This is a genomic window from Pantoea sp. NPDC088449, assembly GCF_044753225.1.
Classification (GTDB): Bacteria; Pseudomonadota; Gammaproteobacteria; order Enterobacterales; family Enterobacteriaceae; genus Pantoea; species Pantoea floridensis.
In genome coordinates, this window is record NZ_JBIVMT010000004.1 from 508,697 (window position 1) to 532,710 (window position 24,014).

Sequence of the window (24,014 nt, forward strand, 5' to 3'; positions counted from 1 at the left end):
GGCTGCCTTCCTGAGAGGTTATTTGATGATTTCATAGCAGGGCGTGTAAGCACTGCCCGGCAGCTTCATACGCTGCTGCGCAACAAAGCCCTGCAGCAGTTCGTCCATGCGGTGCATAAGATCCGCATCGCCATGCAACTTGTACGGCCCTTTTTCACGAATCTCGCGGATACCCACCTCTTTAACGTTACCGGCCACAATCCCGGAGAAGGCGCGACGTAAGTCTGCCGCTAACTGCTCGGCAGGTTGATTCGGGAACAGCTTCAGGTTAGCCATGTTCTCGTGCGTTGGCAGGAAGGGCACCTGTAGATCGGGGGCGATACGAATTGACCAGTTGAAGCTGTATGCATCGCCGGTTTCGCGACGATACTCTTTCACCTGCGGCATGGCCTTCTTCATCAAACGCGCCACTTCAGCTGCGTCATCAATGATGATTTTGTAATGCTTACGCGCGTCTTCACCCAGCGTGTTAACAATGAAGTCATCCAGCACGCGGAAGTAATCGGCGCTCTCTTTTGGTCCGGTTAGAATCAGCGGCAATACCTGATCGCGATTGTGCGGATTCATCAGAATACCCAGCAGATACAGCAGCTCCTCGGCCGTCCCTACGCCGCCGGGGAAAATCACGATGCCGTGGGCGATACGCACGAAGGCTTCGAGGCGCTTTTCGATATCCGGCATAATGATCAATTCATTAACCAGCGGATTCGGTGGCTCAGCGGCGATGATTGAAGGTTCAGTCAGGCCGATAAAGCGGCTGTCATGATAGCGCTGCTGTGCATGGCCAACCGCGGCACCTTTCATTGGCGCTTCCATCACACCCGGCCCGCAGCCGGTACAGATGTTGAGTTCGCGCAGGCCCATTTGGGTGCCGACATTACGGCAATATTGATACTCCACCGCATTAATGGAGTGGCCACCCCAACACACCACTGTGTTCGGGTATTCGCCGATATGAAGTGCGCGTGCGTTACGCAAAATCGAGAATACCTGGTTGGTGATGTGCGCGGAATCTTCGGTATCTTCTGGCTGGAAACGCTCGATCGCGGAGAGATGACCATTTACAAACAGAATGTCACGCAGCACGGCGAAGAGGTTGGCCTGCAGCGAACGGATGATACGGCCATCAACAAAGGCTTCTTCCGGCGGGTTGATGAGCTCTAACTTCACACCGCGTTCACGGCGCAACACATTGATATCAAAGTTTTCGAAGCGTGAAAGCAATTCGTGGCTGCTATCGGTCTGGCTACCAGAATTAAGTACCGCAAGAGAACAGTTGCGGAAAAGCTGATACAGGTCGCTGCTCGCCGTGCGCTTCAGCATATCGACTTCAAGTTGTGAAAGCAGATCCATCGAGCCAAGGGGGCTGATATGTGTAATCAAGAGAACTCCTTTACACGCAAATGCGTGACTGATGACGCTACGCTTAACGTATTGAGCGCAGTGACGAAAATCCCTGGTCGCGCCTGCTGTAACGATCGCGCCTTCACCAGAGTAACGTTGTCCGCCGTGAATGCTCAAGAGGAACCGCGCATCCGTGCAGCGGCCTGCGAGGCGTCTCGCAATCTGTTACTGGCGAACCAGGCGGGAAAATCCCGGAGAGAAGGGCACGTTGCTGCGCCATGGGTTGATATCCAGGCCACCACGACGGGTATAGCGCGCATAAACGGTTAAAGCTTCTGGCTGACAAAAGCGCTGAATATCATTGAAAATGCGCTCAACACACTGTTCATGGAACTCATTGTGCTGGCGGAAGGAGATCAGGTAACGCAGCAGTGCTTCGCGATCGATACGTGGACCTTTATAGCGAATCATCACCGATCCCCAATCGGGTTGATTGGTGATTAAACAGTTGGATTTCAGCAAATGGCTGACCAGCGTTTCTTCGACACTCTCGCGTCCTGTTGCCTGCGCCAGATAATCCGCATTGAAAGCGTAGTCGTGAATTTCGATATCTTGTTCGTCAATCACTTCACCGCTGAAGTGACCAATAGGCTGGCCTTCCACTTCGTTCAGACGAAACAGTGCCACGCTGACGTCGCCGTTGGCACAGGCGCTGAGATCGCGCTCTAACGTCTGGCGTACTTCGCCCCAGTCAGCGAAAACTGTCTGGTTAAAACTGTTAAGATAAAGCTTGAAGCTCTTGGACTCGATCAGGTTCTGGCTATCGGCGCGCAGTACCACTTCACCTACGGCCACTTGCGGTACGCCTTTGCTATTCAACCAGGAGAGTTCATACAGCGTCCAGATATCTGCGCCCGTAAAAGGCAGACTATCAGGGTAAAGTCCTAGCGGTTCACGGTTCAGGCTGCGCGGTACGGATTGCAGCAGCGTGTTATCGTAGCGATCGACATAAGCCGTGGGCTTGCCTAAGGTCAGGCCGCTTAGTGCCGGATCGCGGTTTTCAGAAGACATAACGGTTACCACTAAATTTCATCAAAGTGGATAAGTGTAACCCAACACCGACGAGAATATGAATGATGCAGCAAACCGCAGAGGCTCTGCGTGAGTTTACCGCCCGCTACGTTAGCCATTGGCAGCAACACACAGGGCATTTACCTGCCAGCACAGATCTACTTGGCGTTCCTTCCGAATGTATTATCAGCACGCTGAACGATCGCGTGCTGTGGCAGCCGCAGCCCTTTACTCTGCCCGCTACGCTTGAAGCAGTAGAGCGTGCGCTGGATATTCAGCTGCAGCCCGAAATCACGGCGTTCTATACCACGCAATTTGCCGGCGATATGACGGCCACATTTGAGCAGCAGCCGGTGACGCTGCTGCAGGTATGGAGCGAGGCTGATTTCACTCGCTTGCAGGAGAATCTGATTGGGCACTTGGTTATGAAGCGCCGCTTAAGACAAGCGCCAACCCTATTTGTCGCTACAACCGACTCAGAGAGTGAGGTGATTGCCCTGTGTAATCTTACCGGGGAGGTCATTCTAGAAGAGCCTGGTACTAAAAAGCGTGAGGTATTGTCACAAAGCATTAAGACATTTCTTAATGATTTACAACCGGTTAGTGGATGAGTTACAGATTTTTCGCGTGGCTGCTGTGAGAGATCTCTCACGTGAGGTGTAAGAGATCGCTTGATCATTCTGCAGACTTCCGGAAACCGGAGATGTAAAAAGATTGTGAATCATGAACTTATGGTATCAATCTGAAAAACAAGACAGGACTTGATCCATTAACACCTCTTACCTGGTTGTTATTGTGATGGTTTCTGGGAGAATAGTCACCACTGGCAGGATGCTAAGGATTAAGAGACGTTCAGGAGAAAGTCAGCCAGGAGGCGGGAACGTAACGGAGTTTACGGCACATGGAAGGCTTCAGGATGAAGCAGGACACTCAGGATTGAGTCAGGGACACCTCCAGGACGGAGAATGAGAGCCACGCGGATTGTGGCGGGCCAGGATGCTAAGGATTCATGTCATGATGACAAGCGATGGATAGCGCAGGAAAAGTTGTCATGGATGAGCAGGGAGCACTGCGGTGGCTGGAATGCTGCGAACGAAAACCGGGAGCACTGTAACAACAGTGCTCCCTTTTTTTATGCGTTTTTTGCGCATCGCGTGACTGATGATATGCTTGCCGCCCAATTTTTCTCTGGAGGTGGCGCATGTCGTCGCAAATGATTATTCAGCGCCTGCAGCAGGTCGAAACGGTGATGCGCGAGCACGACCATTGGCAGACGCAATCGCCTGAGGCGAATGCCTTCGCCAGTACCGAGCCTTTCTGTCTCGACACCATGGAGCCGCTGCAGTGGCTGCAATGGGTATTGATGCCGCGTTTTTATGCGCTGCTCGAGAGCGGTGCTCCACTGCCGCAAAACTTCGCTATCGCACCCTATTATGAAGTGGCACTGCCGAACGATACGCCCGGTTATGCTGCGTTATTATTGGTTCTCAATGAGTTTGATGCGCTCTTCCAGGACGCTGCTGTCTGATGCTCGAAATCCTCTATCAAGATGAATGGCTGGTCGCGGTGAATAAACCGGCTGGTTGGCTGGTGCATCGCAGCTGGCTCGACCGCAACGAAAAAGTGGTGGTGATGCAAACGGTGCGCGATCAGATTGGTCAGCACGTTTTCACTGTGCATCGTCTCGATCGCCCAACGTCCGGCGTGCTGCTGATGGCCTTATCAAGCGAGGTTGCCCATTTACTGGCGCAACAGTTTGAGCAGCATCACATGCAGAAAACCTATCATGCGGTGCTGCGCGGCTGGCTTGAAGGTGGTGCGACGCTGGATTATCCGCTGGTGGAAGAGCTGGATAAGATTGCCGACAAATTCGCCACGCAAGAACCCGTAGCACAACCAGCGGTAACGGATTATCAGGCGCTGGCGCACGTTGAGATGCCGGTCGCAATCAGTCGTTATAACACCGCGCGCTATACGCTGGTGGAGATGGCGCCACATACCGGCCGCAAGCATCAGCTGCGTCGTCATATGGTGCATTTGCGGCACCCGATTATTGGCGACAGTGCACATGGCGATCTGCGGCAGAATCGTGGCGCGGCGGCGCATTTTGGGCTTAACCGTCTGATGTTGCATGCTAGCGCGCTCAGCTTCACGCATCCGGTAACCGGTGAGCCGCTAGTAATCCGTGCCGGATTGGACCGCGTCTGGCAGCAGATGCTCGAGCAGTTTGGCTGGCAGGATCAGATCCCTGATGTTCCCAGGGTTGAGTTTGCCCTTGATGCAGTCCAGGATAAGCCGACAGAATAAAGGGAGCGGCAAGATGGCAAAGATTGGCATTTTTACAGGTACGGTTTACGGCAATGCGCTGCTGGTGGCTGAAGAAGCACAGACGGTGCTGGAAGAGCAGGGCCACGAGGTGAAGGTATTTGAAGATCCGTCGCTGGCGGATTGGCAGGCTTACAGCAAAGACGTGGTGTTGATCGTGACTTCAACCACCGGTCAGGGCGACTTCCCGGACAACATTGCCCGCCTGTATGTCGCGGTGCGTGATGATCTCGGTTATCAGCCTGAGCTACGTTATGGCGTGATTGGGCTGGGCGACAGCAGCTATGACAATTTCTGCGGTGCCGGTAAAACCTTCGATGTCACCTTGCAGGATCAAAGCGCCAAGCGTGTTGGAGAGGTGTTGCTGGTGGATGCGACGGAACATCCTGAGCCAGAATCGGTAACGTCACCGTGGGTGGAGAGCTGGGGTAAGTTGCTGTAATTGCTTTGCCCTCACCCTAACCCTCTCCCGCAGGCGGGAGAGGGAACCGATCGCGGATTGGTATGAGAGATGCACTTCATTTCGACTTCGCACGGACTGCTCCCTCGCCCGCTTGCGGGAGAGGGCTGGGGTGAGGGGCAATCACGTCACCGGCGCAGGATTAAACACCGCCAGCTGATTGCGGATCCCCCATCGATCTGACCACGTTTGTTTGCGCCCGCTGGCAATATCCAGAATCAACTCAAACAATCGCCAGCCGACCTGCTCAATACTCTCTTCGCCCGTCGCAATGGTTCCGGCATTGATATCCATCAAATCATGCCAGCGTTCGGCCAGCGCATTGCGCGTCGCCATTTTAATCACCGGAATCGCCGCCAAACCGTAAGGCGTGCCGCGCCCGGTAGTGAACACTTGCAACGTAATACCCGATGCCATCTGCTGCGTGCCGCATACGAAATCACTGGCGGGCGTCGCGGCATAAATCAGCCCGCGCTGGGTTGGACGTTGGCCTGGCGACAACACCTCGACGATCGGACTGCGGCCCGATTTGGCAATCGATCCCAGCGCTTTCTCAACCACGTTTGCCAGCCCACCTTTTTTATTACCCGGTGAGGGATTTGCACTGCGATCGGTCTGGCCCTGGCTGAGATAATCGTCATACCACGCCATCTCTTCCAGTAGCCGCTTGCCAACGGTTTCATCCACCACGCGTGGCGTCAGCAGATGAATAGCATCGCGCACTTCAGTCACTTCCGAGAACATCACCGTCGCGCCGCAGCGCACCAGCAAATCAGAAGCAAAGCCTACCGCCGGATTCGCCGTTACACCGGAGAAGGCGTCGCTGCCGCCGCACTGCGTGCCGATCACTAGCTCAGAGGCCGGGCAGGTTTCCCGCTGGCGTTGATTGAGCTTTTTCAGATGACGTTCGGCGACCTGCAGGATTTCATCCACCATCGCTCCAAAGCCCACCAGTCGCTCATCTTGCAGACGCACAATGTCGTTATCATCGAGCGAAAGGGCCTGCACGTCCGGCGTACCGGTCAGCAGACGCTCCGGCTGTAATTTTTCGCAGCCGAGGCTGACGATCATCACTTCACCGCCAAAATTAGGATTGAGCGCGAGATTATGAATGGTGCGAATCGGCACCACCGCGGCAGGCGCATTGATCGCGACCCCGCAGCCATACAGATGATTCAGCGCCACCACGCCATCGACATGGGGATAACGCGGCAGCAAATCTCGTTCAATGATCTGCACCACGTAATCCACTACCCCAGCCACGCAGTGCACGCTGGTAGTGATACCGAGCAGGTTGCGTGTTCCTACGCTGCCATCGGCGTTGCGATAACCCTCAAAGGTATAACCCTCCAGCGGTGGCAGGGCGGGCGGCACATTGTTTGCCAGCGGCAAACTGTTGAGCGGCGGCGCTTCGGGTAGCGCCACCAGCGATTCTTCAATCCAGCTGCCTTGTGCAATCGGGCGTAGCGCGTAGCCAATCACTTCACCGTAGCGCAGGATAGCGCCATCCTGTGGGATATCGCTCAGCGCGACTTTATGCCCCTGCGGCACATGTTCGGTTAGCTGCAGTCCGTCGTCGAAACGTGTGCCGGACGGCAATCCCTGATTATTGACCACGATCGCCACGTTATCGGCATCGTGTACTTTGATATAGAGCGGTTTTTCAGTCAGAGGACGGTTCATTGCTCACCTTCCAGTTCGTCGCGCGGTACATAGCGGCGCGGTTTAAGAATGCTTCCATCACGTCATCGTTTTTTGCCAGCCTCAGTATATGCAGGGGTATTGGCCTACGCATTGTGCAACTGACTGGCTTTAAGGGGATTTATCACGGTAATTTGGTTCGTTTCACCAAAAGCAAGTGAAGGGACTCACAAAGTATCGTTAGCTTGTGCGTTTAATGAGCAACTTTACGGGGTAACGAACCGTTCCGTGAGCCACGCCGCAGCGTTATGTGCAGATGCCACAAAAACAGTACTAATCACCCCAAATCCTCATGCGTTCTTCCAGTGTATCGCCGCCTGGCTGTTCCTATACTGATTCTCGTTCTTCAACGTTAGGTTATTCGTCACGACGCATCATCGTATTGCCACTATAAAAATCGCCGTGTTTAACCCAACTTCTCTCTGATACCCAACGCGATGTGTATGCAGTCAGAGCGAATGTAGCTCACGCTATATTTCAGGAGTGCATCATGAATAGTTTCAGCCAGACAGCGGAAGCGGTGCAAAAGCGCACCAACGCCCGTTACTGGATTGTGGTGATGTTATTTATCGTTACCTCGTTCAACTACGGTGACCGCGCCACCATTTCGATCGCCGGTTCGGCGATGTCTAAAGAGATCGGCCTCGATTCAGTCGGATTAGGCTACATCTTCTCAGCGTTCTCATGGGCTTACGTTATCGGTCAGATTCCGGGCGGCTGGCTGCTTGACCGCTTCGGCTCGAAACGCGTCTATTTCTGGAGCATCTTTACCTGGTCGCTGTTTACCCTGCTGCAAGGGTTTGTCGACGTGTTCAGCGGCTTTGGCATCATCGTTTCGCTGTTTATGTTGCGCTTCCTGGTGGGGCTGGCAGAAGCACCTTCCTTCCCTGGCAACAGCCGCATCGTCGCGGCCTGGTTCCCGGCGCAGGAGCGTGGCACAGCGGTGGCCATTTTCAACTCGGCGCAATATTTCGCCACGGTAATCTTTGCGCCAATCATGGGCTGGCTGGTGTCAGAAGTGGGCTGGGCGCACGTGTTCTGGTTCATGGGCGGATTGGGCATCATCCTCAGTTTCATCTGGCTGAAAGTGATCCACGATCCCACCGATCATCCGGGCGTCAACAAAGCCGAACTGGAGTACATGGAGCAGGGCGGTGCGCTGATCAACATGGATGCCAAAAAAGCCGAACGCAAAGTGAGCTGGAGCGAGAAGTGGTTCCAGATTAAACAGCTGCTCACTTCCCGCATGATGCTGGGCATCTACCTCGGCCAATACTGCGTCAACGCCTTAACCTACTTCTTTATTACCTGGTTCCCGGTGTATCTGGTGCAGGCGCGCGGCATGTCGATTTTGAAAGCCGGCTTTATTGCCTCGATTCCGGCGGTATGCGGCTTCCTCGGCGGCGTATTGGGCGGAGTGATCTCCGATTACCTGATGCGTAAAACCGGCTCGCTGAATATCGCACGTAAAACGCCGATTGTGCTCGGCATGCTGCTCTCCATTTCGATGGTGATGTGTAACTACACCGACACCGAATGGGTGGTGGTGTTCTTCATGGCGCTGGCGTTCTTCGGGAAAGGCATTGGTGCGCTGGGGTGGGCGGTGATGGCGGATACCGCACCGAAAGAGATCAGTGGCCTGAGCGGCGGTCTGTTCAACATGTTCGGTAATTTCTCCGGCATCGTCACGCCGATTGCCATCGGGTACATCATCGCCACCAGCGGATCGTTTGAAGGCGCGCTGATTTATGTCGGTATCCATGCCTTTGTCGCCGCGTTTAGCTTCCTGGTGATTGCGGGCGATATCAAACGCGTCGAACTGAAAACCCGAGCATAAGGACGGACTATGACTACGCAAAGCACGCCGGTGATCACCGAAATGCAGGTGATTCCGGTTGCCGGTTACGACAGCATGCTGCTGAACATCGGGGGCGCGCACAGCGCCTGCTTCACCCGCAATATTGTGGTGCTCACCGATAGTGCGGGACATACCGGCGTGGGGGAAGCGCCCGGCGGCGAAACCATCTACCAAACGCTGGTTGAGGCGATTCCGCAGGTTAAAGGCCAGCAGGTGGCACGCATGAATCGCTTGGTGCAGCAGGTGCACAAAGGCAATCAGTCGGCGGACTTTGATACCTTCGGCAAAGGCGCCTGGACCTTCGAACTGCGCGTCAACGCGGTTGCTGCGCTGGAAGCGGCGCTGCTCGATTTACTCGGCCAATGCCTTGGCGTGCCGGTGGCAGAGCTGCTTGGTCCGGGCCAGCAGCGCGATGAAGTGACGGTGCTGGGTTATCTGTTCTATCTCGGCGATCGTCGTAAAACCGACTTACCGTATCTGACCGGCGAAGGGGCTAGCCACGATTGGTATCACCTGCGTCATCAGGAAGCGTTGACGCCGCAATCCGTGGTGCGTCTGGCGGAAGCGGCACAGGACAAATACGGCTTCAAAGATTTCAAACTCAAAGGCGGCGTGCTGCCCGGTGAACAGGAGATTGAATCGGCGGCGGCGTTGAAAAAGCGCTTCCCCGATGCGCGTATCACCGTTGATCCCAACGGTGCCTGGACGCTCGATGAAGCGATTCGCTTATGTAAGGGCATGGGCGATGTGCTGACCTACGCCGAAGATCCGTGCGGTGCTGAGCAGGGTTACTCCGGGCGTGAAGTGATGGCTGAATTTCGCCGCGCCACCGGGTTGCCGGTGGCTACCAATATGATCGCCACCAACTGGCGCGAGATGAACCACGCGGTAATGCTTAACTCAGTCGATATCCCGCTGGCCGATCCGCACTTCTGGACGCTGAGCGGTGCGGTGCGCGTGGCGCAGCTGTGCGATGACTGGGGCTTAACCTGGGGTTGTCACTCCAATAACCACTTCGATATTTCGCTGGCGATGTTCACCCACGTGGGCGCGGCTGCGCCTGGCAAACCCACCGCCATTGATACGCACTGGATTTGGCAGGAAGGCGATCAGCGCCTGACCAAAGAGCCGCTGCAAATTCGCAACGGCAAAATCGCCGTGCCCGATAAGCCGGGCCTTGGCGTCGAGCTGGATTGGGATCGCCTGCATCAGGCTAACGCGCTGTACACATCACTGCCGGCTGGCGCGCGTAATGACGCCACTGCGATGCAGTATCTGGTGCCCAATTGGTCATTCGACCGCAAGCGTCCGGCCTTCGGTCGCGATAAAGTCTAAGGAGCAGGAAATGAGTCAGACACCGAAAATTACATCGCTGCAGGTCATCCCAGTGGCCGGTTACGACAGCATGTTGCTCAATCTGAGCGGCGCACATTCGCCGTTCTTTACCCGCAACATTGTCATTATTAAAGATAACGCCGGGCATACCGGCGTGGGGGAAATCCCTGGCGGCGAAAAGATTCGTCAGACGTTGGTCGAGGCTGAAGCGCTGGTGGTGCAGAAAACCGTCGGCGAATACAAAAACATTCTCAATCTGGTGCGCAGCACCTTTGCCGACCGCGACGCCAGCGGGCGCGGTAATCAAACCTTCGACCTGCGTACCACCATTCACGTGGTGACCGGCATTGAAGCGGCGCTGCTCGATCTGCTGGGTCAGCATTTAGGCGTTAACGTTGCATCACTGCTTGGCGATGGCCAGCAGCGCGATCGCGTTGAGATGCTGGGCTACCTGTTCTACGTCGGCGATCGCAAGAAAACCGCGTTGCCGTATCAGAGCCAGGAAAATGACAAATGCGATTGGTATCGTCTGCGTCATGAAGAGGCGCTCACGCCGGAAACGGTAGTGCGTCTGGCGGAAGCGGCCTACGAAAAATACGGCTTTAACGATTTCAAATTGAAAGGCGGCGTGCTGCGCGGTGGCGAAGAGGCTGAAGCGGTAACGGCGCTGGCGAAGCGTTTCCCGCAGGCGTGCGTGACGCTTGATCCCAACGGTGCCTGGTCACTGAACGAAGCGATTCTGCTCGGCAAGCAGCTGAAAGGCGTGCTGGCCTATGCGGAAGATCCGTGCGGTGCTGAGCAGGGCTATTCCGGTCGTGAAGTGATGGCTGAATTCCGCCGCGCCACCGGCATGCCGACCGCCACCAATATGATTGCCACCGACTGGCGTCAGATGGGCCACACGCTGTCGTTGCAATCGGTCGATATTCCGCTGGCGGATCCACACTTCTGGACGATGCAGGGCTCGGTGCGCGTGGCGCAGATGTGCCATGACTTCGGCCTAACGTGGGGCTCGCACTCTAACAATCACTTCGATATCTCGCTGGCGATGTTCACGCATGTGGCTGCCGCCGCGCCGGGGGCGATTACCGCTATCGATACGCACTGGATTTGGCAGGAAGGCAATCAGCGACTGACCAAAGAGCCGTTCCAGATTAAAGGCGGCATGGTGCAAGTGCCGCAGAAACCGGGACTGGGCGTCGAGCTGGATATGGATCAGGTGATGCAGGCCAATGCGCTATATCAGCACCACGGTTTGGGCGCGCGCGATGATGCGCAGGCTATGCAGTTCCTGGTACCGAACTGGACCTTTGATAACAAGCGTCCGTGCCTGGTGCGCTAACTTTTCCGGCTCCCCGCGCGGGAGCCTGCTGTAACCGACAGGAGTGAAAACAATGAGCAATGCCTGGCCGAACAATTTTCGTCGCCGTTTGCTGGCAGGAGAAACCCTGATTGGCAGCTGGTGTGCGCTGGCTAATCCACTCACCACCGAAGTGCTGGGACTGGCGGGCTTTGACTGGCTGGTGCTGGATGGCGAACATGCGCCGAACGACATCACTACCTTTGTGCCGCAGCTGATGGCGCTGAAGGGCAGCCACAGCGCGCCGGTGGTGCGTCCGCCGTGCAACGAACCGATTATCATCAAGCGTTTGCTGGATATTGGTTTCTACAACTTCCTGGTGCCGTTTGTGGAAACCGAGGAAGAGGCGATTCGCGCGGTGGCTTCCACCCGCTACCCACCGGCTGGCATTCGTGGCGTTTCGGTTTCGCATCGCAGCAACATGTACGGCACGCTACAGGACTACAACAGCACCATCAACGACAACATTACCGTTCTGGTGCAGATCGAAACTCAGCAGGCAGTAGACAACATTGATGCCATCGCTGCGGTGGACGGCGTTGATGGCATCTTCGTCGGACCGGGCGATCTGTCGGCGGCGCTGGGCTATCTCGGTCAACCGGCACATCCTGAAGTATTGAAAGTGATTAAACACGTATTTGAACGCGCGAAAGCTGCGGGTAAACCGAGCGGCATTCTGGCACCGGTTGAAGCCGATGCGCGTCGCTACCTGGAGTGGGGCGCCAGCTTTGTGGCGGTCGGCAGCGATCTGGGTGTTTTCCGCAACGCCACGCAGGCGCTGTGTGACAAATTCAAAAAATAACTGACGTAGGGGAAAGGCAATGAAAATTGGATTTATCGGCCTCGGTATCATGGGCAAACCGATGAGTAAGAATCTGGTGAAAGCCGGTTATGCGCTGGTGGTGCGTGACCACAATGCCAGCAACGAAGCAGAATTAGTTGAGCTGGGCGCTACCGTGGCGAAAAGCGCTAAAGAGGTAGCCGAGCAGGTTGACGTGGTGATTACTATGGTGCCGAACTCACCGCAGGTAAAAGAAGCCTGCCTGGGACCCAACGGTATTATTGAAGGCGCGAAGCCAGGCCTCATCGTCATCGATATGAGCTCCATCGCACCGTTAGCCAGCCGCGAAGTGCACGATGCGCTGGCGGTGAAAGGCATCAAAATGCTCGATGCGCCAGTGAGCGGCGGCGAGCCAAAGGCGATTGAAGGCACCTTGTCAGTGATGGTTGGCGGTGATAAAGCGGTATTCGACCAGTGTTACGACATCATGAAAGCGATGGCGGGTTCGGTGGTACACACCGGCGACATCGGCGCGGGTAACGTCACGAAGCTGGCCAATCAGGTGATTGTGGCGCTGAACATCGCGGCGATGTCGGAGGCGCTGTCGCTGGCAACCAAAGCGGGCGTGAATCCGGAACTGGTGTATCAGGCCATTCGTGGAGGCTTAGCGGGCAGCACCGTGCTGGATGCCAAAGCGCCGATGGTGCTGGATCGTAACTTCAAGCCGGGCTTCCGTATCGATTTACATATCAAAGATTTGGCCAATGCGCTGGACACTTCACACGAGATTGGCGCGCATCTGCCGCTGACCGCCGCGGTGATGGAGATGATGCAGGCGCTAAAAGTGGACGGACAGGGTACGTCGGATCATAGCGCGCTGGCCTGCTATTATGAAAAATTAGCAAAAGTTGAGATCACCCGGTAGTGCATGCGCCCGGCGTCTGCGGATGCCGGGCGGCTCGCTGCCATAGCAAGGACGGATATCCGTCATCAACCGCGCTGGATTGCCTATGAAAATTGTCATCGCACCGGATTCATATAAAGAGAGTTTATCCGCCCTGGAAGTGGCTTCGGCGATTGAAGCGGGTTTCCGCGAGATCTTTCCTGAAGCTGACTACGTGAAAATACCGGTTGCCGACGGTGGCGAAGGCACGGTTGAAGCGATGGTGGCGGCAACGCAGGGAAACATTGTCCGGCTGACGGTTACAGGACCGCTCGGCAAACCCGTGGATGCGTTCTACGGTTTATCAGGTGACGCGCGCACCGCGTTTATCGAAATGGCGGCGGCCAGCGGGCTGGAGCTCGTGCCGGCCGCGCAGCGCGATCCGCTGATTACCACCTCGTTTGGCACCGGTGAGCTGATTAAAGATGCGCTCGATCGCGGTGTCGACCACGTCATTATCGGCATTGGCGGATCTGCCACCAACGATGGCGGATCCGGCATGGTCCAGGCGCTTGGTGCACATTTACTGGATGAGCATGGCGAGCAAATTGCCTTCGGTGGCGGCGCGTTGCCAAAGCTGTTGCGGATTGATATTGAGCAGCTTGATCCACGCATTAAGCAGTGTCGCTTCGAAGTGGCCTGCGATGTCACCAATCCATTGACCGGTGACAAAGGCGCCTCGGCGATATTCGGCCCGCAAAAAGGGGCGACGCCAGCGCTGGTGCAGCAGCTGGATCAGGCTTTGGCACACTACGCCGACATTATTCACCGCGATTTGGATATTGACGTGCTGCATATCGACGGCGGTGGTGCGGCGGGGGGCATGGGCGCGGCGTTGCACGCATTTTGTCAGGCCGAGCTACGCAGCGGCATTGAGATTGTTACCGAAGCATTGGGTTTGGCCGAGCAGGTAAAAGATGCTGATTTGGTGATTACCGGTGAAGGGCGCATTGATAGTCAGAGCATCAACGGCAAGGTGCCGATTGGCGTGGCCAAAGTTGCGAAGCAGTTTAACAAGCCGGTGATTGGTATTGCCGGAAGCTTGACGGCTGACGTCAGCGTGGTGCACGAACACGGGCTGGATGCGGTGTTTAGCGTACTGTTTAGCATCTGCACGCTGGACGACGCGCTGGCTAATGCCGAGCAGAATGTGCGGCTCACGGCGCGCAATGTGGCGGCGACGATAAAGGCGGGGCAGGGGTTATGATGGTTTTTCCTGTTGCCCTCACCCTAACCCTCTCCCACAAGTGGGAGAGTGAACCGTTCGGACAGGCGATGTATTTTGCACTCAAATTCAACTTCGTATAGGACGGCCCCGTCGGCCGCTAGTGGGTGAGTGAACCGTTCGTAGAGGTGAAGTATTTTGCACTCATCTCCAACTCCGCATAGGACAGTCCCCTCGCCCGCTTGCGGGAGAGGGCTGGGGTGAGGGGAAACGTGGCACAACATTAACCCAACGCTAACAGCTTCCTCGCCTCACGCGCGACGTTCGCCATCTCATCGCTTAACTCCAGCAGCTCCGGCTCAAGCGCCTCGATATCGCTCTCATGATGCAGACTCTTCTCCAGCTGCTGACACAGCTGTTTCAAACGCGGTACGCCGCTGTAGCTGGCGCTGCCGTGCAGCTTGTGAATAATCTCGCGCAGGCCAACCACATCGTTCCTCGCCATCGCGCTTTCAACGCGCTCTTCCACTTCCGGCAGGAAATCGAGCAGCATTTGCAGCAGGTCGCGGGCTAAATCGGGTTTATTCGCGGCCTGACGCAGTGCCAGCGCCCAATCCAGCGACGGCGCAACATCCGGCCGCAGCGGCTGTGGCGCCGCGCGAGGTGGCGCATAACGCTGCAGTAACTGGCTGAGTTTATCTTCATCAATCGGCTTGGCCAGATAGTCATTCATGCCAGCATTAATCAGCTGCTCACGCTCGCCATCCAGCGCGTGCGCGGTAACGGCAACAATCGGCGTGGTGGCATGCAGCGGCAGGCTGCGGATGATTTCGCTGGCGCGAATGCCATCAATATCCGGCATTTGAATATCCATCAAAATCACATCCAGTTTGTGCAGGCGTGCCTGGCGAATGGCCTGCTCGGCGTTATCACACAGAATAATGTGCTGTACCTGCTCCTCCAGCAGGGCGCCAATCAGTTTCAGATTGGCGGGATTGTCATCCACCGCCATTACCGTGAGCGGCTGCCGCGTTCCTCGCGGCTGCGCATCACGCTGCCAGTCATCTAAATCCAGTAACATTGGCAGCAGGCGCGTGAGTGATACCGGTTTCGCAATGCAGCCCGCAATGCCGCGAGCCCGCAGATCGTCGGCAAACAGCATCATTTCGCTGGGCAGCGCCAGCAGCACGGAATCAGCGCGCGCGTGCAGCTGTTTTATTAAGGCATCGGATAGCGTGGCAGGATGGGTCTCTGAAACCGGCAATCCCATCAACAGCAGCGGGAAGTGCGTATCGGGCATCTCTTCCAGAGTGGTGAAATGCTGCACCTGTAACGGCGTGATGCTCAGCATCTCCTGCACCGCTTTGGCGACTGCAGGATGTGGCTCAATATAGGCGAGCGGCGTGGCGCGTAAATCGCCCAACATGCGCGGAATGGTGGGGGCGTTCGGATTGAGATCGAGATGAATGTGTACCCAGAACGTCGAACCCTGATTTTGACGGCTGTGGAACGCAATCTCACCGCCCATTTCACTCACCAGTTTTTGCGTGATAACCAGGCCTAAACCGGTACCGCCGTGGCGGCGTGTAATGCTGGCATCGGCCTGGCGGAATGCCTGGAACAGCTGCGACTGCTGCTGTTCAGAAATGCCGATACCGGTGTCATGTACCTGTATTTCCAGCTCGACACGTGTCGTGTTAATGCTGCGCAGTTCAACGCGCAGATCAATATGACCGTGCTCGGTAAATTTGATGGCGTTGCCAATCAGGTTGATCATGATTTGCTGTAGACGCAGCGGGTCACCAATCACATTGTCTGGCACCTGTTTTTCCAGGCAGACGGTGATTTCCAACCCTTTGTCATGCGCGGAGGGTGCCAATAACACCAGCGTTTCATCCAGCGTGGCGCGTAGCGGGAAGGGAATGGATTCCAGTACCAGCTTGCCGGCTTCCAGCTTCGAGAAATCCAGCACATCGTTGATGATACTGAGCAAATTATTGGCCGAGCGCTCAATGGTGCTCATGTAATCGCGCTGGTTGGTACTCAGCCCGGTTTTTAGCATCTGACGGGTAAAACCGATGACGCCGTTGAGCGGCGTGCGTAACTCGTGCGACATATTGGCAAGGAACTCGGACTTAATGCGCGCCGCTTCCTGGGCGCGCTTCTTCGCCAGATCCAGCTCAACGTTTTGAATCTCCAGCTGTTCCAGCGTTTCACGCAGATCGTAAGTTGCCTGATCGATATTCTGCTGCATCTCTTCGTGATAAGCCGTAAGCGACATCGCCATGGCATTAATGCCGTTCTTCAGGATGCTCAGTTCACCCAGCATGTAGCCATCGACGCGGCTATCGAGCTGACCGCGGCGAATGCGGTCAACGGTGGTCACCATATTACGAATCGGCCCGGTGACATCGCGCATCAGGCGATAGGCAAACAGCATGGCGATGCACAAGCAAAACAGCAGCAGCAGCGTGGCAACAAATACCTCTTTGTACTGCTCCAGCCGCACCGATTGCAGATCCAACTCGATGGCCACATAACCTAACGGATTGCCCGCAGGTTTAGCATCTTCGCCCGGGAGTTCATCTACCGAGTAGCGTTCAGAAATAATCGGCGTGCGCAGGATCATCAAATTGCCCTGGCGCTCAACGGAGACGCTATCTTCCAGCGTGGAGATGTCCTCTTTTTGCAGCAGTGCCAGATTCTGATTGTTATTCGAGGTGACGTAGACGTGATTATTGTTGTCGAAAATGGTGATGGCACGGACAATATTAGAGTGGCGACGATGTAGCAGGCTCACTAACTCGCGAATGGCATCGCGATTGTGCCACGTCATGCCGTATTCACTGGAGACCGCCAATGGTTCGATAATATTCGCCCCGGCGTCCTGCACTTGGTGTTGTAATTCGTTATAGCGGTGAACCACGAAGAAGGTACTGAGCAGCAGGCCAATCATCAGCGTTGGCGCCAGTATCAAAATCATCATTCGCGCCCGCAGGCTATATTTGGTCATAATTGTGGCCTGGCGACTCCTGGCATTTTTTATCCCTGTGCAACGGCCGTGATTGGCTGCACACCCAATAAAATAGAGATTTCACAATACTATGGCGCAATTTTACTCGGCAAAACAGCGTGTGGCGACAAAGCAACGCTTATCCGTCACCATCGAAGACCTTGATCCCTTTGGACAAGGTGTTGCGCGCCATAAAGGCAAGGCGATGTTTGTTAGCGGTGCGCTGCCGGGTGAACAGGCGGACGTTACGGTGCAGGAAGATAAGCGTCAGTATGCGCGCGCCAAAGCTACCAAGATTATCAATCCTAGCCCACAGCGTGAAAAACCGCGCTGCGTTCATTTCGGCGTGTGCGGCGGTTGCCAGCAACAGCATGCCTCGGTGGCGTTACAACAGGAGAGCAAAGCGCGCGCATTAAGCCGTATGTTGAGCCGTGATGCGCCACTGCCGGTTACCGTTGATGAGATTATCAGCGGCGATGCCTGGGGCTATCGCCGTCGTGCCCGTTTAGGGGTGCAGTGGCAGCCAAAACAGCAGCGTCTGCAAATGGGTTTTCGTCAGGCGGCCAGCAATGATTTGGTTGAACTGAAGCAATGCCCGGTTTTGGTGCCCGAACTTGAAGCGTTGTTAGCGCCGTTGTACCGCTGTCTGAGTGAACTAAGCGCGGCTCGACGTTTGGGCCACGTTGAATTGGTGCTGGCAGACAATGGTCCGCTGATGGTACTTCGTCATCTTGATGCGTTATCGCTAGGCGATCGTGCAAAGCTGGAACGCTTTTCGCATGAGCAGCAGGTAATGCTCTATTTGGCTGATGGCAGTGACACTTTGCAGGCCCTGAGCGATCGCGAACCGTTTTATCGTTCTTATGATTTACCTCTCACTTTTAGCCCGCAAAATTTTATTCAGGTGAACGATAGGGTGAACCAGCAGATGGTGGCAAAAGCCATTGAGTGGCTGGATTTACAACCGGAAGATCGCGTGCTGGATCTGTTCTGTGGCATGGGAAATTTCACTTTGCCTGTGGGAAAATTCGTACAAAATGCAGTAGGTGTGGAGGGTGTTGCAGCATTAGTGCAACAGGCAGCGTATAATGCATCCCAGAATAATCTTGGGAATGTTCGCTTTTTCCAGCATAACCTGGAAGAGGACGTGACGCGTCAGCCTTGGGCGACGCAGGGATTTAACAAGGTGTTACTAGATCCAGCACGTGCTGGGGCTGCGGGCGTAATGGCGCATGTGGTTAAACTTGCGCCGGAACGTGTGGTCTATGTTTCCTGTAACCCAACAACACTTGCACGCGACAGTCAAACATTGCTGTCAGCGGGCTACCAATTGGAAAGGGTTGCGATGCTGGATATGTTCCCACATACCAGTCATCTCGAGTCCATGGTGCTATTTAGCAAAACATAAGCGATGTCCACATCGCTGTGGCAGGAGAGGATATGGTTGCGGTTAGAAGTGCGCATTTAAATACGGCGGGTGAGTTTGCCCTTGACCAGTGGATCGCCAGTTTAAGTATCAACAATCCGCAATCTTGCCAGCGACTGGCGGATGCGTGGCGCTACTGTGAAGCCGAAACGCACAACCATCCTGATCAGGCTCTGCTGCTGTGGCGTGGCATTGAGATGGTGGAAATCCTCACCATGCTCAGCATGGACATTGATAGCCTGCGCGCTGCGCTGCTGTTTCCGTTAGCCAATGCCGATGTGGTGAGCGAAGAGGATCTGGAGCAAGCGTTTGGCAAAGGCATTGTCATGCTGGTGCACGGCGTACGCGATATGGATGCCATTCGCCAGCTGAAAGCCATTCATAACGATTCGATGGCCTCTGAGCAGGTGGATAATGTCCGCCGTATGCTGCTGGCGATGGTGGAAGATTTCCGCTGCGTGGTCATCAAGCTCGCCGAACGCATTGCTCATTTGCGTGAAATGAAAGATGCGCCTGAAGATGAGCGCGTGCTTGCGGCGAAAGAGAGCACCAATATCTACGCGCCGCTGGCCAATCGCCTGGGTATCGGTCAGCTCAAATGGGAGCTGGAAGACTACTGCTTCCGCTATCTGCACCCCGATGAATATAAGCGCATCGCTAAATTGCTGCATGAGCGCCGTATCGACCGCGAAGGGTATATTGAGAGCTTCGTTGAGAACCTGCGCGCAGAAATGCAGAAAGAGGGCGTGCGGGCAGAAGTGTACGGCCGCCCGAAACACATCTACAGCATCTGGCGCAAGATGCAGAAGAAGTCATTAGCGTTTGATGAACTGTTTGACGTACGCGCGGTGCGTATTGTCGCTGAGCGTCTGCAGGATTGCTACGGCGCGCTGGGAACGGTGCACACGCTGTACCGCCATTTGCCGAGTGAGTTTGACGATTACGTCGCTAATCCGAAACCTAACGGCTATCAATCCATTCATACCGTGGTGCTGGGCCCGCAGGGCAAAACGGTTGAAATCCAGATTCGTACGCGTCAAATGCACGAAGATGCGGAGCTGGGCGTAGCGGCGCACTGGAAGTACAAAGAAGGGCCGACCACCAGCAACGCGCGCGGCGCGGCGGGACACGAAGAACGCATTGCCTGGCTGCGTAAGCTGATTACCTGGCAGGAAGAGATGGCCGATTCTGGCGAGATGCTGGAAGAGGTGCGCAGCCAGGTGTTTGACGATCGCGTGTACGTGTTTACGCCGAAAGGCGACGTGGTCGATCTGCCGGCGGGCTCAACGCCGCTCGATTTCGCCTACCATATTCATAGCGATATCGGCCACCGCTGCATTGGCGCTAAGATCAGCGGACGCATCGTACCGTTCACCTATCAGCTGCAGATGGGCGATCAGATTGAAGTGATCACCCAAAAGCAGCCAAATCCAAGCCGCGACTGGCTGAATCCGAATCTCGGCTATATCACCACCAGCCGCGGCCGTTCGAAAATTCACGCCTGGTTCCGTAAGCAGGATCGTGACAAAAATATTATTGCCGGCCGTCAGATCCTCGAAAGCGAGCTGAATCAGATGGATATCAGCATGCGCGAGGCCGAGAAACTGCTGCTGCCGCGCTATAACGTCAGCTCGCAGGATGAATTGCTGGCGATGATTGGCGGCGGTGATATTCGCCTCAATCAGATGGTGAACTTCCTGCAGGGCAAGCTCAACAAGCCGAGTGCGGAAGAGGAAGATCGCGAAGCGCTGCGCCAGCTGACGCAGAAGTCGCATGCATCGTCTTCACGCAAAGAGAGCGGACGCGTGGTGGTGGAAGGCGTGGGCAATCTACTGCACCACATCGCACGCTGCTGCCAGCCGATTCCCGGTGATGATATCGTGGGCTTTATCACGCAAGGTCGCGGCATCTCGATTCACCGCGCGGATTGCGACCAGTTAACCGAACTCATTTCCCACGCGCCGGAACGTATCGTTGATGCCGTGTGGGGCGAAGATTACTCCAGCGGTTACTCGCTGGTGGTGCGCGTCACCGCCAACGATCGCAGCGGTCTGCTGCGTGACATCACCACGATTCTGGCTAACGAAAAGGTCAATGTACTGGGCGTTTCCAGCCGCAGCGATACCAAAAAGCAGCTTGCCACCATCGATATGGATATTGAGATCTATAACCAGCAGGTGCTCGGCCGCGTGCTGGCACGTCTTAATCAGGTGCCGGATATTATTGACGCGCGCCGTTTGCATTGATTTAGCGGGTCGCCATAAATGGCGTAATGCTCGTCAGTTAAGCATGAATCGGTCACCATGAATGGTGACCCTACGTGGATATCGCCGGGTTTTCGTAGGGTGCGCATTCATGCGCACCTGCATAAACAGGCATTTTTTTGCTTAAGTGAGCGGCATTACGCCATAAATGGCGGCCTTACAAATGTAGCCGTGGGGTCGCCATTCATGGCGACCTTTTTACATAGCAGCCCCAAAGGATCCCTTCATGACCCCGTTAAACCGCCTGCTCACCATCATGCAAACCCTGCGCGATCCGCAACGTGGCTGCCCGTGGGATCGTCAGCAGACCTTCTCCTCCATCGCGCCTTACACGCTGGAAGAAACCTACGAAGTCATCGATGCTATTCAGCGCGAGGATTTTGATGATTTACGCGGTGAACTCGGCGATCTGCTGTTTCAGGTGGTGTTCTACGCACAAATGGCCGATGAGCAGCAGCGCTTTAATTTCGACGATATCTGCAATGCCATCAGTGACAAACTTGAGCGGCGTCATCCGCACATTTTTGGCGACGTTCAGGCTGAAACCAGCGAAGACGTGCTGAAAAACTGGGAAGCGATCAAACACAGTGAACGCGCGGAAAAATCGCAGCATTCAGTTTTAGATGACATTCCCAAAGCGTTGCCTGCCTTAATGCGCGCGCACAAAATTCAGAAGCGTTGCAGCACGGTCGGTTTCGACTGGAACAATCTCGGCCCGGTGCTGGATAAAGTGCATGAAGAGATTGATGAAGTGATGCATGAAGCGCAGCAAGCGGTGGTCGATAAAGACAAGCTGGAAGAGGAAATCGGCGATTTACTCTTCGCCACCGTCAATTTGTCGCGCCATTTAGGCAGCAAAGCGGAAGTTGCTTTGCAGAAAGCTAACGATAAGTTTGAGCGCCGCTTCCGCCAGGTTGAGTCAATTATCGCATCGCAAGGGTTAGCGATGAGCGATGCAACTTTGGCTCAGATGGAAGAGGCCTGGCAGCAGGTTAAAGTTAGCGAGAACAAAGGTTAAGCGTAATCTGGTGATTATTCCAGCGCTGCGCATAATTTCACCGCTTGAGCTTACTCGATTCAGCCTTGCGGTGACTTTGTGACATACATCAACATTTCACCCCCCGCTATCCGCTATGTTACCGGCCTACATGCGTAGGAGGATGGTGTGATTCATCAATTGTGGCTTAAGACGACTTCGGGTATACTATTTTCCCGTCTTGGTTATTCCACCGTCTTTAAACCTAAACTCTCAGGTTCAGCATGACAACGAATTATATTTTTGTGACCGGCGGGGTCGTTTCCTCTCTGGGGAAAGGCATTGCCGCAGCCTCCCTCGCAGCCATCCTTGAAGCACGTGGTCTGAATGTGACCATCATGAAACTCGATCCGTACATCAACGTCGATCCGGGTACCATGAGCCCTACGCAGCACGGTGAAGTGTTTGTTACCGATGATGGGGCCGAAACCGATCTGGATTTAGGTCACTACGAGCGCTTCATCCGTACCAAAATGTCGCGCCGCAATAACTTTACTACCGGTCGTATCTACTCAGAAGTGCTGCGCAAAGAGCGTCGCGGCGACTATCTGGGCGCCACGATTCAGGTCATCCCGCACATCACTAATGCCATCAAAGAACGCATCATTGAAGGTGGCGAAGGTCATGACGTCGTTCTGGTTGAGATCGGCGGTACCGTGGGTGATATCGAATCTCTGCCGTTCCTCGAAGCGATTCGCCAGATGGCGGTCGATGTCGGTCGTGAACACACCATGTATATGCACCTGACGCTGGTGCCCTATATGGCGGCCGCAGGCGAAGTGAAAACCAAGCCAACCCAGCATTCAGTGAAAGAGCTGTTGTCGATCGGGATTCAGCCGGATGTGCTGATCTGCCGTTCGGACCGTGCGGTGCCTGCCAACGAACGCGCCAAAATCGCGCTGTTCTGTAACGTGCCGGAAAAAGCGGTTATTTCCCTGAAAGATGTGGATTCCATCTACAAAATTCCAGGCATGCTGAAGTCGCAAGGTCTGGATGATTACATCTGCAAGCGTTTCAATCTGAACGCGCCGGAAGCCAACCTGGCCGAATGGGAACAGGTTATCTACGAAGAAGCTAATCCGGGTGGCGAAGTGACCATCGGTATGGTCGGCAAATATGTCGAACTGCCGGATGCGTACAAATCGGTGATTGAAGCGTTGAAACACGGCGGCCTGAAAAATCGCGTGACCGTGAATATCAAGCTGATCGACTCGCAGGATGTGGAAACGCGCGGTGTCGAATTACTGAAAGATCTTGATGCTATTCTGATCCCTGGCGGCTTCGGCTACCGCGGTGTGGAAGGCAAAATGATGACGGCGCAATACGCCCGTGAGAACAATGTGCCTTATCTCGGTATTTGCCTGGGTATGCAGGTTGCGCTGATGGAATTTGCCCGCAACGTTGCCGGTATGGAAGGCGCGAACTCTACTGAATTTGTGCCAGACTGTAAGTATCCGGTGGTGGCGCTTATCACCGAATGGCGTGACGAAGAGGGCAACGTGGAGCAGCGTACTGAGCAGAGCGATCTGGGCGGCACCATGCGTCTGGGCAGCCAGCAGTGCCAGTTGACGCCGGAAAGCAAGGTGCGTCAGTTGTACGGTTCTGAAATCATTACCGAACGCCACCGTCATCGTTACGAAGTAAACAATATGCTGTTGAAGCCGATTGAAGCGGCGGGTCTGCATATTGCCGGTCGTTCCGGCGACGATCAGCTGGTTGAGATCATTGAGATCCCGAATCACCCGTGGTTTGTTGCCTGTCAGTTCCACCCGGAATTCACATCGACCCCGCGTGATGGTCATCCGCTGTTCGCTGGCTTTGTAAAAGCCGCGCAGGAGCACCAGAAGCGTTTAGCGAAGTAAGTTTCACGAGCAGCGCGCCAACTTTTCGCGCGTTGTTTGTCTTAGGATTGACTAACTTGTACTGAGGAAA

The 24,014-nt window shown here is 55.1% G+C and carries 18 protein-coding genes; 14 read left to right on the top strand and 4 right to left on the bottom strand.

Translation table 11 applies throughout. The features are described from left to right. Nucleotides 1-18: 18 nt before the first annotated feature. Together ppnN and queF are read right to left on the bottom strand one after the other, a co-directional pair. Nucleotides 19-1,383 (bottom strand): nucleotide 5'-monophosphate nucleosidase PpnN, encoded by a 1,365-nt coding sequence (gene ppnN / locus ACIP6T_RS19600; protein ID WP_345828479.1) that lies wholly within the window; start codon nt 1,381-1,383, stop codon nt 19-21. Between the two features lie 186 nt (nt 1,384-1,569). Beyond that, nucleotides 1,570-2,415, bottom strand: a complete 846-nt coding sequence (gene queF, locus ACIP6T_RS19605; protein ID WP_097096216.1) for an NADPH-dependent 7-cyano-7-deazaguanine reductase QueF — start codon at nt 2,413-2,415, stop codon at nt 1,570-1,572. Nucleotides 2,416-2,477: 62 nt separating this feature from the next. Here queF and syd point away from each other — a divergent pair, with 62 nt between their 5' ends. The 4 genes from syd to ACIP6T_RS19625 all read left to right on the top strand — a co-directional run bounded on the left by syd (nt 2,478) and on the right by ACIP6T_RS19625 (nt 5,182). After that, complete coding sequence (gene syd, locus ACIP6T_RS19610; protein WP_400458490.1) at nt 2,478-3,026, top strand: SecY-interacting protein; 549 nt, start codon at nt 2,478-2,480, stop codon at nt 3,024-3,026. A gap of 590 nt (nt 3,027-3,616) precedes the next feature. Continuing rightward, nucleotides 3,617-3,943: a YqcC family protein gene (locus tag ACIP6T_RS19615; RefSeq protein ID WP_097096219.1), complete on the top strand. Its 327-nt coding sequence runs from the start codon at nt 3,617-3,619 to the stop codon at nt 3,941-3,943. Then, on the top strand, nt 3,943-4,722 hold the full coding sequence (gene truC, locus ACIP6T_RS19620) for a tRNA pseudouridine(65) synthase TruC (protein ID WP_400458492.1): 780 nt from the start codon (nt 3,943-3,945) through the stop codon (nt 4,720-4,722). Before ACIP6T_RS19615 ends, truC begins: the two co-directional genes overlap by 1 nt. A gap of 13 nt (nt 4,723-4,735) precedes the next feature. Then, entirely contained in the window at nt 4,736-5,182 is a 447-nt protein-coding gene (locus tag ACIP6T_RS19625; RefSeq protein WP_097096222.1) for a flavodoxin, read from the top strand. Between the two features lie 141 nt (nt 5,183-5,323). Here ACIP6T_RS19625 and garD read toward each other — a convergent pair whose 3' ends face one another. After that, the gene (gene garD, locus ACIP6T_RS19630) at nt 5,324-6,883 is read right to left on the bottom strand and encodes a galactarate dehydratase (RefSeq protein WP_400458495.1); all 1,560 of its coding nucleotides are present in this window, start codon (nt 6,881-6,883) and stop codon (nt 5,324-5,326) included. 508 nt (nt 6,884-7,391) lie between these two features. Here garD and ACIP6T_RS19635 point away from each other — a divergent pair. The 6 genes from ACIP6T_RS19635 to ACIP6T_RS19660 all read left to right on the top strand — a co-directional run bounded on the left by ACIP6T_RS19635 (nt 7,392) and on the right by ACIP6T_RS19660 (nt 14,385). Further along, nucleotides 7,392-8,738: an MFS transporter gene (locus tag ACIP6T_RS19635; protein WP_097096225.1), complete on the top strand. Its 1,347-nt coding sequence runs from the start codon at nt 7,392-7,394 to the stop codon at nt 8,736-8,738. Nucleotides 8,739-8,747: 9 nt separating this feature from the next. Further along, nucleotides 8,748-10,094: an enolase C-terminal domain-like protein gene (locus ACIP6T_RS19640; RefSeq protein WP_097096226.1), complete on the top strand. Its 1,347-nt coding sequence runs from the start codon at nt 8,748-8,750 to the stop codon at nt 10,092-10,094. A gap of 10 nt (nt 10,095-10,104) precedes the next feature. Then, the gene (gene gudD / locus ACIP6T_RS19645) at nt 10,105-11,436 is read left to right on the top strand and encodes a glucarate dehydratase (protein WP_400458498.1); all 1,332 of its coding nucleotides are present in this window, start codon (nt 10,105-10,107) and stop codon (nt 11,434-11,436) included. 52 nt (nt 11,437-11,488) lie between these two features. Beyond that, nucleotides 11,489-12,256: a 2-dehydro-3-deoxyglucarate aldolase gene (gene garL, locus ACIP6T_RS19650; protein ID WP_400458500.1), complete on the top strand. Its 768-nt coding sequence runs from the start codon at nt 11,489-11,491 to the stop codon at nt 12,254-12,256. A 19-nt stretch (nt 12,257-12,275) separates the two neighbouring features. Continuing rightward, the gene (garR, locus tag ACIP6T_RS19655; protein ID WP_400458502.1) at nt 12,276-13,160 is read left to right on the top strand and encodes a 2-hydroxy-3-oxopropionate reductase; all 885 of its coding nucleotides are present in this window, start codon (nt 12,276-12,278) and stop codon (nt 13,158-13,160) included. Nucleotides 13,161-13,245: 85 nt separating this feature from the next. Next, the gene (locus tag ACIP6T_RS19660) at nt 13,246-14,385 is read left to right on the top strand and encodes a glycerate kinase (RefSeq protein WP_400458504.1); all 1,140 of its coding nucleotides are present in this window, start codon (nt 13,246-13,248) and stop codon (nt 14,383-14,385) included. Between the two features lie 241 nt (nt 14,386-14,626). Here the strand turns inward: ACIP6T_RS19660 and barA are convergent, their stop codons facing one another. Further along, nucleotides 14,627-17,356, bottom strand: coding sequence for a two-component sensor histidine kinase BarA (gene barA / locus ACIP6T_RS19665; RefSeq protein WP_345828487.1), 2,730 nt, complete (start codon nt 17,354-17,356; stop codon nt 14,627-14,629). A gap of 91 nt (nt 17,357-17,447) precedes the next feature. Here barA and rlmD point away from each other — a divergent pair, with 91 nt between their 5' ends. The 4 genes from rlmD (at nt 17,448) to pyrG (ending at nt 23,944) form a co-directional block, all read left to right on the top strand. Then, nucleotides 17,448-18,764: a 23S rRNA (uracil(1939)-C(5))-methyltransferase RlmD gene (gene rlmD / locus ACIP6T_RS19670; RefSeq protein ID WP_345828489.1), complete on the top strand. Its 1,317-nt coding sequence runs from the start codon at nt 17,448-17,450 to the stop codon at nt 18,762-18,764. A 32-nt stretch (nt 18,765-18,796) separates the two neighbouring features. After that, on the top strand, nt 18,797-21,028 hold the full coding sequence (gene relA / locus ACIP6T_RS19675) for a GTP diphosphokinase (protein ID WP_097096237.1): 2,232 nt from the start codon (nt 18,797-18,799) through the stop codon (nt 21,026-21,028). A gap of 244 nt (nt 21,029-21,272) precedes the next feature. Continuing rightward, nucleotides 21,273-22,064 (top strand): nucleoside triphosphate pyrophosphohydrolase, encoded by a 792-nt coding sequence (gene mazG / locus ACIP6T_RS19680; protein ID WP_097096239.1) that lies wholly within the window; start codon nt 21,273-21,275, stop codon nt 22,062-22,064. Between the two features lie 242 nt (nt 22,065-22,306). Then, nucleotides 22,307-23,944, top strand: a complete 1,638-nt coding sequence (gene pyrG, locus ACIP6T_RS19685) for a glutamine hydrolyzing CTP synthase (RefSeq protein WP_007891723.1) — start codon at nt 22,307-22,309, stop codon at nt 23,942-23,944. The last annotated feature ends 70 nt before the right edge of the window (nt 23,945-24,014 follow it).